The sequence below is a fragment of the Saccharothrix mutabilis subsp. mutabilis genome, from assembly GCF_039521145.1.
In the GTDB taxonomy this organism is placed as follows: Bacteria; Actinomycetota; Actinomycetes; order Mycobacteriales; family Pseudonocardiaceae; genus Actinosynnema; species Actinosynnema mutabilis.
This window is the reverse complement of record NZ_BAAABU010000003.1, coordinates 226,671-237,649: the sequence shown is the minus strand read 5'-3', so window position 1 is coordinate 237,649 and position 10,979 is coordinate 226,671. Positions and strand designations below refer to the sequence as shown.

Sequence of the window (10,979 nt, the reverse complement as noted above, 5' to 3'; positions counted from 1 at the left end):
CCAGCCGCCGCACCGAACGCCCAACCGACCTGCCGCCGTTCACCCACCACACCACTGAAAATTTCAGTCAACTGAACTAAGAATTTCCGTCGTCTGGAACGTTCGGCCGGACCACCCACCGGACCACCCACGGGACCGGCCGGAACCGCGTGCAAGCAGCACCGCAAAACCCGTCTGGAACCTTCGGCTGGAACGTCGGGAGGCGCCATGGCACAACCCCTGCTGGATGCTCGTCACCTGGTCAAGCACTACGGCAGCGTGGAAGCGCTGCGCGGCGCGTCGTTCACCGCCTACGCGGGTGAGGTCGTCGCCCTCATCGGGGACAACGGGGCCGGCAAGTCCACGTTGGTCAAGTGCCTCTCCGGCGTGGAACAGCCGGATGCGGGCGAGATCGTGTTCGACGGGTCCGTGACGACCCTGCCCTCGCCCGTCGCGGCGCGGCGGCTCGGGATCGAGACCGTTTACCAAGACCTCGCCGTGGCGCCCGACCTCGACCCCGCCGCCAACCTCTACCTGGGGCGCGAACTCGTCAAACCCGGCCCGCTGGGGTGGTTCGGCGTCCTCGACAAGAAGGAGATGCGGCGGCGCGCCACCGAGTCGTTCCGGGACCTGGGCGTTTCGTTGCAGAGCGTGGACGTGCCGATCGGCGCGCTGTCCGGTGGGCAGCGGCAGAGCGTGGCCGTGGCGCGCAGTGTCGTGTGGGCCAGTCGGCTGGTGTTCATGGACGAACCCACCGCCGCGCTCGGCGTCGTGCAGCGGGAGCGGGTGCTGGATGTCGTCAGGCGCGTTCGGGACCAGGGCATGGCGGTGGTGCTGATCAGCCACAACATGCCCGAGGTGCTCGCGGTCGCGGATCGGGTCGAGGTGTTGCGGCTCGGGCGGCGGGTGGCGCGGTTCCGGGCGGCGGGCACGACCGTGGAGGAGTTGGTCGGCGCGATGACCGGGGCTCTCCCGCAGGAGGACGCATGAGCGACCGCACGGTGAAGCAGCGGCTGTTCGGCGCGAACACGTTGTGGATCGGGCTGGTTCTGATCAGCCTGATCGCGGTGTTCGGCGCGATCCGGCCGGACGCCGTCCTGACCACCTTCACCCTCCAGACCACGTTGGTCGAGACGTCCGTCCTGCTGGTCCTGAGCGTCGGCATGACCTACGTGATCATCACGTCCGGCATCGACCTGTCCGTGGGCTCGGTGCTGGTCTTCTCCGGCGTCACGTCCGCGATGACCATGAACGCCCTCAACGGCGGCAACGCCACCAACGCCGGCTGGGGCACGGTCTTCGTCGGCCTGCTGGTCGCCCTGGTCTCCGGCGCCGCCTGGGGGCTGCTCAACGGCGTCCTGGTCGCCAAGGCCGGCATCCCGCCGCTGATCGTCACCCTCGGCTCGTTCGGCGCGGCCCTCGGCGCGGGCCAGTTGCTCTCCAACGGCTCGAACGTCGCCGGCGTGCCGAACGTCCTCAGCAGCAGCCTCGGCACCGGCACCTGGTTCGGCGTCCCCAACCTGGTCCTGCTGGCGGCGGTGGTGACGGCGATCGGCGCGCTGGTCCTCGGGACGACCCGCTTCGGCCGCTACACCCACGCCATCGGCTCCAACGAGGAGGCCGCGCGGCGGGTCGGCATCGGCGTCACCGGGCACCTGGTCAAGGTGTACCTGCTCGCGGGCACGTTGGCCGGGCTGGCCGGGTTCATGGCGCTCGCGTACTTCCGGGTCGCGTCCATCACCGGGCACGACACGGACAACCTCAACGCCATCGCGGCCGTCGTGCTGGGCGGCACCAGCCTGTTCGGCGGCTCGGGCTCGGTCGTCGGCACGGTGCTGGGCGTGTTCATCCCGGCCGTGCTGCGCAAGGGGTTCGTGATCGTCGGCGTGAACGTGTACTGGCAGCCCGTCGCCGTGGCCATCGTGCTGGTGGCGGCGGTGTGGTTCGACCAGTCGCGGCGAAGGGCGCGCAAGCGGCGCTAGGCGAGGCAATCAACGCTAGGCGAAAGGTGCGGGAGACATGTCAACGAGGACAGCCGCCCTGGTCGGGGCGGCCCTGCTGCTGACCGCGTGCGGCGGTGGCGGCCAGATCGGCGATTCGGGCACCTCCGGGAACACCAAGAAGATGGTCCTGATCCCGGGCGTGGCCGCCGAACCGTTCTACATCTCCATGGAGTGCGGCTTCCGCGAGGCCGCGAAGGCCAAGGGCTACGAGGTCGACGTCCAGGCCCCGGCGAAGTTCGACTCGACGCTGCAGACCCCGATCGTCACCGGTGTGCTGGCGAACAAGCCGGGCGCGGTCCTCATCGCCCCGACCGACGACAAGGCGATGGCCGGGCCGATGAAGCAGTTGAAGGACGCCGGGATCAAGGTCGTGGAGGTGGACACCAAGCTGGAGGACACGTCCATCGCCGTCTCGACCGTGTCGTCCGACAACGAGCAGGGCGGTCAACTGGCCGCGCAGACGCTGGCCAAGCTGGTGGGCGGCAAGGCGGGTTCGGTGCTGGTCCTGAACACCAAGGCGGGGACGTCCACGACCGACGCCCGCGCCAAGGGGTTCGAGGACGAGATCAAGAAGTTCCCGAACCTGAAGTACGTGGGCCAGCAGTACACCGACAACGAGCCGGACCAGGCGGCTTCGAAGGTGACGGCGACGCTGGCGGCGAACCCGGACCTGGTGGGCGTGTTCGCCACGAACCTGAACACGGGCGAGGGCGCGGCGACGGGCCTGCGCAACGCGGGCCGGACGGGCGCGGTGAACCTGGTCGGGTTCGACGCGAGCCCGAAGCAGGTGGAGGACCTGCGCGCCGGCGCGGTCCAGGCCCTGATCGCCCAGGACCCGGCGACCATCGGCCGGACCGGGGTGGAGCAGGCGATCGCGGCCCTGGAGGGCGGCACGGTCGAGCGGGACATCGAGACGGACCTGGTCGCGCTGACCAAGGCCGACATGGACGCCAACGAGAAGTACTTCTACAAGCAGAAGTGCTGACCGGGGACGCCGCGCGCGCCGCGCACCGGCGCGCGCGGTCCCTCAGGCGTCGAGGTACTTGTTGGCCAGTTCCGAGTATTCCTTCTCCAGGTCGTCGGCCAGGTAGGCGACGTACGACCAGGGCACGTCGTGCACGTGGTCGCGCATGCCGAGCAGGTGCTTCTTCGCGCGCGGCGCGTCGTCGGCCAGGGCGAAGGCCGCCGCGAACAGGTTGTGGGCCTGCAACGAGCGCGGGTGGGCCTTGCCCGGTCGGGCCTCCCACTTGTCGGCGGCCTCGGCGATCTCGTCGCGCACCCGGCTGAAGTAGCGCATCTTCAGAGTGGCGATCTTGAACGCGCTGCGCGTCTGCACCGCGTCCTCGAACTGCTCCAGGAAGATCTCGAAGTGGGCCAGCGGCAGCATGGCCACCACGGGGTCACCGACGGGAGCCGCGTCGACGCTGCCGTGCGCGAAGGCCATCATCTCCTCCGCCGAGCCGCCCCACTTCCCGGCCAGGATCTGCAACCTGGTCCAGTGCGCCGGGTACAGCGACGGGCACCGCGCCACGATCTCGCGCCACACCTCGTCCTTCTGGTCCCGGTCGACCTGAAGGCCCAGGCCCGCCGTCTGCAACTGCGACCACGGGACGGCGTCGCCGGGCAGCAGCTTCGCGGCCTCGTGGAGGGGGCCGACGGCCTTGCGCAGGGTGCCGAAGAAGACCTTGAACCGGTCCTTGCCGACGGTGTCCGCGCGGCCCGAGCCGCGGATCGCCCACGCCTCCCGGATGAACGCCGTGCCGGCCAGCAGCCACAGGTCCGGGTCGGAGTTGGCCTTCGCCAGCTCCAGCAGCTCGTCGGCGTGGCCGATGGCGTGCTCGCCCAGCACCTCCGCGCGCAGGGCCCGGACCTCGGGCTCGTCGCGGCACTCCGCGAGCACGGTCGTGGCCGCCCTCAGGTGGCCCGCGTCCATCTCCTCGGCCGCGATGTCCAGGATCGCGTCGTCGTAGGTGTGGTCGCGCACCACCTCGCGAGCCACCGCGGCGGGCCGCTTCCTCCGGAAAATCCCCACCCTGCCGACCCTACTTCCCCTCGACTCCGACTGGCGTAGTTCTTTCGTAGACCCGAACGCAAGCCTTTCCGCCGTTGTTTCCCACCCCACCACACCGATGGGGTGTGGGCACGACATCCGAGGGGGAAACCATGCGAAGACTGGTAGTGACGGTGTCCGCTGCCCTGCTCGCCGCGGCCGGCCTGCCCGCCGTGGCGCAGGCCCAGGCCGATCCGTTGCGCGACCAGGCGCTCACCTGGGGAGCGTGCACCGACCTGGACGTGCCCGTGCTGGAGTGTGCCACCTTCACGGCGCCGCAGGACTGGCGCGCCCCGCGCAACGGCAAGACGATCACCATCGCGATCAGCCGGCTCAAGGCGCGCAGCGGCCAGGCCAAGGCCAGCGTCCTGACCAACCCGGGTGGTCCGGGCGGGCCGGGGCGGACGCTGCCCGCGCTGTACCAGGACCGGGCCAAGCTCGTCCAGGACCACGACATCATCGGCATCGACCCGCGCGGCACCGGTGCCAGCACCAACGTCACCTGCGGCGGGTTCGACTTCCTGACCCTGACCGACCCGCGCGACCGCAGCCGCGAGAACGTGGACCTGCTCTACGACGCGGCCGAGTTGCAGGCCACGGCGTGCCAGGTGAAGTCCGGCGAGTTCGGCGAGGTGGTCAACACCGAGCAGACCGTGAAGGACCTGGACCTGCTGCGGCACCTGCTGGGCCGGGACAAGATCAGCTGGATCGGGTACTCGGGCGGCACGTGGATGGGCGCGTACTACGCCACGTACTTCCCGAGCCGGGTGGACAAGTTCGTGCTCGACTCGAACACCGAGTTCACCACGACGTTCCAGGAGATCTTCGACGAGTTCGGGCGCGGCTTCCAGCGCCGGTTCGACGTGGACTTCCTGCCGTGGGTGGCGAAATACGACAGCCGGTACCACCTGGGCACGACGGCCGAGCAGGTCCGCGCCGCCTACGAGAAGACGCGGGCGCGGCTGGCCGCCGACCCGATCCCGCTGCCCGACGGGCGGATGCTCAACGGCGTGCTGCTGGACCTGGTGCTGGTGCAAGCCCAGTACAGCAAGTGGGCGTTCGCGGACGCCGCGTCACTGCTGTCGCAGCTCAACGCGGAGCAGAAGACGCTCACGGCGCTGGACGTCCGCTACCCGGACGCGCCCAACGCCACGCTGTACGCGATCACGTGCAACGACACCCGCTTCCGCGGCGGCCGGGAGTTCCTGGACCGGGAGGCGCGGGAGCTGGGCGCGAAGTACCCGCTGGTCGGCTACTACCAGATCCTCGCGCCGTGCGCGTTCTGGAACCGCCCGCCGTTGCAGTTGAAGACGCCCACCGGCAAGGGCGTGCCGCCGATCCTGATGGTGCAGTCGGTGCGCGACCCGGCGACGCCGTTGGAAGGCGCGCAGCGGGCGCACAACCGGTTCGCGGGTTCGCGGATGATCACCGTGGCCGACGAGGGTGACCACGGCATCTACGGCTTCGGCAACGCCTGCGTGAACGACCTGGTGGAGTCGTTCATCGTGGACGGCAAGGTCCCGCCGCGCGACACCACGTGCCCGGGCGAGCCGCTGCCGGACCCGACCGCGATGCTGGCGAGCAAGAAGCCGTCGTTGGCGCACGGCTGGCTGTGACCCGTTAATGGGGTCGGAGGTTCGCCTCCGATCCCATTAACGTTCGCGTCATGGACTTGCACCAGGTGTTCGCGGACGTGCCGCGCGTGGGAGAGGTCGACGGCTGCACGTACTGCTACCCGCGGCACGAGCTGGACCTGCTCGGCGGCGACCCGGCGCTGGTCCCGGACGACCTGGTCACGAGCTTCGCCCGCGAGGTCACCGACCACTGGTCGGAGGACCAGTACGGCCTGCTGTGGCGGGGGTTGGCCCCGCGCATCCTGGCGGCGCTGGAGGCGTTCCCGGACGAGATCCTGCTGCACGGCTTGACCTTCGCGCACTTCTCCGAGTGGCCCCGGGCCGAGCAGGACGCGGTGCGCGCCGAACTCCGCGCCATGATCGCCCGCGCGGTCGACCTCCAACCCGTGCGCCACACGCACACCCTGATCTGCGCCGCCGCCCACGCCGACCGCGACCTGACGCCGTGGCTGGACCACCTGCACACCCTGCCGGACCCGGGCGTCGTCCGCCTGGCCCGCCACTGGGTCGACGAGGTGGCCGCCGGCTACGAGCCGACCCTGTGGTGGTTCCCGGAGGACCCGGCCGCCCCGATCCGCGCCTGGCTGGGCTCCGACCCCCCGCAAGACCGCCTGGCCCGGCTCGGCGACGCCGACACCCTGATCGCGATCGCCGAGGCGCTCGCCGAGCACTAGTACCCCGACGCCCCCGACTGGCGGCGCTTCGCCGCGTACACCCCCGCCTCCGTGCGCCGGTCGAAGCCGAGCTTGTGCAGCAGGGACGACACGTAGTTCTTGACCGTCTTCTCCGCCAGGTACAGCCGCTGCGCGATCTGCCGGTTGGTCAGCCCCTCCGCGATCAGGTCCAGGATGCGCCGCTCCTGCGGGCTCAGCGACGCGTACCGCGGGTCCTCCACCGGGCCGCCGCGCAGGCGTTGCAGCACGGTCGCCGTCACGCCCGAGTGCAGCAGCGACCCGCCGGCGGCCAGCGTGCGGATCGCCGAGACCAGGTCGTTGCCGGACACCTGCTTGAGCATGTAACCGGCCGCGCCCGCCATGATCGCCCCGAACAGGGCCTCGTCGTCGGAGTAGGACGTCAGCATCAGGCACGCCGGCGGCGGCTGGACGGTCGACCGGATCTCGCGGCACACCGTCACCCCGTCGCCGTCGGGCAGCCGCACGTCGATGACCGCCACGTCGGGCCGGTGCTCGACCGCCGCCGCGATGGCCGCCGCCGCGCTCCCCGCCTCCCCCACCACCTCGATGTCGGACTCGACGTCGAGCAGTTGGTGCAGTCCGCGCCGCACGATCTCGTGGTCGTCCACGAGCAGGACCGAGATGGACATGAACCCTCCCTACCCCGTTACCAACGGCACCGACCACGTCACCGTTACACCCTGTCCCACTTCCGACTGAACGCGGCACTCCCCGCCCCACCGCGCCGCCCGCGCGGCCATGTTCACCAGGCCGCCGGTGTGCCGGGCGCGGCCGTCGGGCAGGCCGTCGCCGTCGTCGCGCACCACCAGCACCAGCGCCGTGCCGTCGCGGTCCAGCGTCACGTCCACCTCGACCTTGCGCGCGGACGCGTGGCGGGCCGCGTTGGCCAGCGCCTCGCGCAGGGTGGCCAGCAGGTCCGGGCGGACGTGGTCGGGCACCAGGGAGTCGACCGGGCCGTCGGTGGACAGCGCCGGTTCGAAGCCCAGCAGCCGGCTGGAGTCCTGCACCACCCGCATGAGCTGCATGCGCAGGCTGGCCTGCCCGGCGGGCGGTTCCTGCAGCGAGAAGATGGTCCGGCGGATCTCCCGGATGGTCTGGTCGACCTCGTTGACGAAGTCCGCGAGCCGCTGCGCCACCAGCGGCTGCTCGACCAGCCCGTTGAGGCCCTGCAACCCGAGGCCCAGGCCGAACAGCCGTTGCACGACCAGGTCGTGCAGGTCGCGGGCGATGCGGTCGCGGTCCTCCAGCACGGCCAGCCGCCGGCCCGCGCCGGTGGCCCGGGTGAACTCCAGGATCAGCGCCGCCTGCCGCGCGAACGACTCCACCAGCGCCACGTCGGAGGCGTCGAACGCCCGCCGGCCGCGGGCGCGGGCCACCATGAGCACGCCCAGCACCCGGTCGCCGGCGGCCAGCGGCACGACCACGACCGGTCCGATGCGGTCGAAGTGGCCGGGCAGGCCGTCGAGGACCTTGGTCTTGCCGGTGGCGAACACCTCGCGGCTCGCGCTGCCCTCCCGCGACACGGTGAAGCCGCGCAGCTCGCCGTCCACGACCCGCGCGGCCAGCTCACCGTGGGCGTCGGGCAGCGCCAGCGCGGCGCACACCGCGTCGGCCGCCAGCCGGGCCCGCACCGCGACCAGGCGCAGCGCGTCCCGGTCCGGGGTGCCGGTGAGCAGGGCGTTGGTGACCTCGTTGGACGCGCGCAGCCACACCTCGCGCTGCTTGGACCGCTCGTAGAGGCGGGCGTTCTCGATGGCGATGCCGGCCGCCGCGGCGATCGCCTCCACCACCTCGTGGTCGCCGCGGGTGAAGTCCGCGCCGCCGACCTTGTCGGTGAGGTAGAGGTTGCCGAACACCTCGCCGCGCACGTGCACGGGCACGCCCAGGAACCGGGCCGAGGCCGGGTCGAACGCGGTGCCGTCGAACTCGGCGTGGTGCGGCTCGTCGCCGTGGGTGAACTCCAGCAGCTGCCGGTTCGGCCCGACCACGGCCAGCGCGCCGTAGCGGGCGTCGACCAGGCTGCACGACGACTCCACGATGCGGCGCAGCACGTCGGGCAGCGACAGGTCGCTCGCGAGCGACACCACCGCGTCCAGCAGCCGGTGCATGCGCTCCTGGGAGACGAGCACCTCGGCCGTCCGGTCGGTGAGCTGGCGCAGCAGGCCGTCCAGTCGCGCCGCGTTCGCGTCCGGGGATCCAGGCAAGGGAGAACCCACCCCTCAAGCAGGGAGGATTCCGAGGTTAGCGCCTCCGCTCAGGGGATGCGACGGCCCGACACGACCTCCAGTTCGACGGCCAGGTAGTGGTCGTGCGCCCCGTGCCCGCGGGAGGCCAGCGGCAGCCGGCGGACCCGGTCCAGGCGCTGCTCGTCCACGACCTCGCTGATGTGGCCGACCGCCATCACGGTCCAGCCCTTCGACAGGTCCGGCTCCACCTCGTCGATCTCGAAGGCCACGATGGTGTCGCGGGCGGCCAGCGTCGCGCTGCCCTCGGGCACGCGCAGCACCACGGCGTCGCCGTCGAGCGCGTAGACCACCGGGTGGACGACCGGGAGCGCCCGGTCGGTGTAGACCAGCCTCCCGATCGACGCGGTGCTCAACAACCGCAGGCACTCCTCGCGAGGGAGCACCTGGAGCCCAGCGGAGTCGTACATCGCACCTCTTCATTCCCCCAGTTGCCGGAGTAAATCGTTCTTCCTCGTGATCGTCGTTGCCTAGAGTCGGAAGTCCCGGCTTCGACGTCCGACCCGGATGGGGGATTTTTCCATGCGCACGCTCGACGTACCCGCCCTGCTCCGCCGCATCGGCGCCGAGGCCGAGCCGCCGAGCCCGGCCGCGCTGACGCGGTTGCACCAGGCCTTCGTGGAGCGCGTGCCCTACGAGGCCGTAGAGGTCCAACTCGGACGGGTGACGTCGTTGGACCCCGTGGACTCGCTGGACCGGGTCCTGGCCGGCCGGGGCGGCTACTGCTTTCACCTGAACGGGGTGTTCGGCGCGGCCCTGGAGGCGCTCGGTTACCGGGTGACCAGGCACCGGGCGGGCGTGCAGATGCGGCCCGAGGACGAGCCGGTGATCAACCGCAACCACGTGGGCCTGTTCGTGCACGACCTGGACGACTGCCCGTGGCTGGTCGACGTGGGCCTGGGCGACGGCCTGCACGCGCCCCTGCCGCTGCGCGCCGGCGCCTACGCGCAGGGCCCGTTCACCATCGGGCTGCGGCCCTCGGAACTCGCGCCCGGCGGCTGGCGGCTGGACCACGACCCGCGGGGCAGCCTGCACGGGGTGGACTTCGACCCGCAGCCGGTGGAGCTGTCGACGTTCGCCGACCGGCACCTGCACCTGTCCACGTCGCCGGAGTCGGGGTTCGTGCGGACGTTCTGCGCCCAGCGCACCGACGGCTCCGGCTGGGACTCGATGCGCGCGCTGACCCTGTCCCGGGTCGAGGAGACGACGAAGAAGACCGTGCTGGAGACGCCCGGCGACTGGTTCGCGGCGCTGGCCGACGTGTTCGGGCTGGTGTTCACCGCGCGGGAGCGGGACGTGCTGTGGACCAAGGCGCTGGCGCAGCACGAGGCGCACGTCAGCTCAAGCCGACCGTGAACCACGGCACCCGCCGGGGGTGGCGGGCGGCGATGTCGATGACGACCGAATCACCCGCCCACCCCCTCGACCAGGCGGTCGGCCGCGGCGTAGGGGTCCAGCTCACCCGCCACGACCCGCTTGGCCAACGTGGTCAGGGCGCTGCCGCCGTGCAGGTCGCCGATGCGCGAGCGCAGGTCGTCCAGGGCGATGGCCTCGATCTCGGCCTCGGCCCGCCGGGCGCGCCGCCGGTCCAGCTCGCCCTTCTCGTGCAGCCAGGCGCGGTGGGAGTCGATGGCGTCCACGACGTCCTGCACGCCCTCGCCGCGCGCGGCCACCGTCTTGACCACCGGGGGCCGCCACAGGGCCTCGGCGCGTTCGCGGCGGCCGAGCGAGATCATGTGCTTGAGGTCGCGGGCGGTCTGGTCGGCGCCGTCGCGGTCGGCCTTGTTGACCACGAACACGTCCGCGATCTCCAGGATGCCCGCCTTGGCGGCCTGGATGCCGTCGCCCATGCCGGGCGCGAGCAGCACGACCGTGGTGTCGGCCAGCGACACCACCTCGACCTCGGACTGGCCCACGCCGACCGTCTCGACCAGCACGACGTCGCAGCCGGCGGCGTCCAGGACGCGCAGCGCCTGCGGGGTCGCCCAGGACAGCCCGCCCAGGTGGCCGCGCGTGGCCATCGAGCGGATGAAGACACCCGGGTCGGTGGCGTGTTCACCCATCCGGACCCGGTCGCCGAGCAGCGCGCCGCCGGAGAACGGGGACGACGGGTCCACCGCCAGCACACCGACCCGCTTACCGCGCTCGCGGTAGGCCCGCACCAGCGCGGAGGTGGACGTGGACTTGCCCACGCCCGGAGCACCGGTCAGGCCGATGACCTGGGCGTTGCCGGTGAACGGGGACAGCGCGGCGGCGACCTCGCGCAGGTGCGGACTGGCGTCCTCGACCAGCGAGATCAGCCTGGCGACCGCGCGCGGTTGGCCCTCACGCGCGCGGTCGACCAGCTCTGCCACGTCGACGGTGCGGGTCACACC

11 protein-coding genes are annotated in these 10,979 nt (G+C 71.6%); 6 read left to right on the top strand and 5 right to left on the bottom strand.

The window, feature by feature from the left end; translation table 11 throughout:
- Positions 1-207 precede the first annotated feature (207 nt).
- Genes ABD126_RS08805 through ABD126_RS08795 form a run of 3 tightly spaced genes read left to right on the top strand, consistent with a single transcriptional unit; the run spans position 208 to position 2,967 of the window.
- The gene (locus ABD126_RS08805) at positions 208-969 is read left to right on the top strand and encodes an ATP-binding cassette domain-containing protein (RefSeq protein WP_343933203.1); all 762 of its coding nucleotides are present in this window, start codon (positions 208-210) and stop codon (positions 967-969) included.
- Positions 966-1,961 carry an ABC transporter permease gene (locus tag ABD126_RS08800; RefSeq protein ID WP_343933202.1) on the top strand — a complete coding sequence of 332 codons (996 nt, stop codon included), beginning with the start codon at positions 966-968 and terminating at the stop codon, positions 1,959-1,961. The genes ABD126_RS08805 and ABD126_RS08800 overlap by 4 nt, the downstream gene beginning before the upstream one ends.
- 37 nt (positions 1,962-1,998) lie before the next feature.
- Complete coding sequence (locus ABD126_RS08795; RefSeq protein WP_343933201.1) at positions 1,999-2,967, top strand: ABC transporter substrate-binding protein; 969 nt, start codon at positions 1,999-2,001, stop codon at positions 2,965-2,967.
- Positions 2,968-3,009: 42 nt separating this feature from the next.
- On the opposite strand, the gene ABD126_RS08790 is transcribed toward ABD126_RS08795, so the two are convergent.
- Entirely contained in the window at positions 3,010-4,014 is a 1,005-nt protein-coding gene (locus tag ABD126_RS08790; protein WP_343933200.1) for a hypothetical protein, read from the bottom strand.
- A 131-nt stretch (positions 4,015-4,145) separates the two neighbouring features.
- On the opposite strand from ABD126_RS08790, the gene ABD126_RS08785 reads away from it, so the two are divergent.
- Positions 4,146-5,648, top strand: a complete 1,503-nt coding sequence (locus tag ABD126_RS08785) for an alpha/beta hydrolase (RefSeq protein WP_343933199.1) — start codon at positions 4,146-4,148, stop codon at positions 5,646-5,648.
- Positions 5,649-5,698: 50 nt separating this feature from the next.
- Positions 5,699-6,340 carry a hypothetical protein gene (locus ABD126_RS08780; RefSeq protein ID WP_343933198.1) on the top strand — a complete coding sequence of 214 codons (642 nt, stop codon included), beginning with the start codon at positions 5,699-5,701 and terminating at the stop codon, positions 6,338-6,340.
- Here ABD126_RS08780 and ABD126_RS08775 read toward each other — a convergent pair.
- From ABD126_RS08775 to ABD126_RS08765, 3 genes are read right to left on the bottom strand one after another with little or no spacing between them, the layout of a single operon-like run.
- Positions 6,337-6,990 carry a response regulator gene (locus ABD126_RS08775; protein ID WP_343933197.1) on the bottom strand — a complete coding sequence of 218 codons (654 nt, stop codon included), beginning with the start codon at positions 6,988-6,990 and terminating at the stop codon, positions 6,337-6,339. The two genes, ABD126_RS08780 and ABD126_RS08775, sit on opposite strands and share 4 nt — an antisense overlap.
- 9 nt (positions 6,991-6,999) lie before the next feature.
- On the bottom strand, positions 7,000-8,565 hold the full coding sequence (locus ABD126_RS08770) for a GAF domain-containing sensor histidine kinase (protein WP_343933196.1): 1,566 nt from the start codon (positions 8,563-8,565) through the stop codon (positions 7,000-7,002).
- Positions 8,566-8,615: 50 nt separating this feature from the next.
- Complete coding sequence (locus ABD126_RS08765; RefSeq protein WP_343933195.1) at positions 8,616-9,014, bottom strand: pyridoxamine 5'-phosphate oxidase family protein; 399 nt, start codon at positions 9,012-9,014, stop codon at positions 8,616-8,618.
- Positions 9,015-9,126: 112 nt separating this feature from the next.
- Between ABD126_RS08765 and ABD126_RS08760 the strand changes: the two genes are divergently transcribed.
- Positions 9,127-9,960, top strand: coding sequence for an arylamine N-acetyltransferase family protein (locus tag ABD126_RS08760; RefSeq protein WP_343933194.1), 834 nt, complete (start codon positions 9,127-9,129; stop codon positions 9,958-9,960).
- Between the two features lie 50 nt (positions 9,961-10,010).
- Here the strand turns inward: ABD126_RS08760 and meaB are convergent, their stop codons facing one another.
- A complete protein-coding gene (gene meaB / locus ABD126_RS08755) occupies positions 10,011-10,976 on the bottom strand; it encodes a methylmalonyl Co-A mutase-associated GTPase MeaB (RefSeq protein WP_343933193.1) in 966 nt (321 codons plus the stop codon).
- Positions 10,977-10,979: the final 3 nt, after the last annotated feature.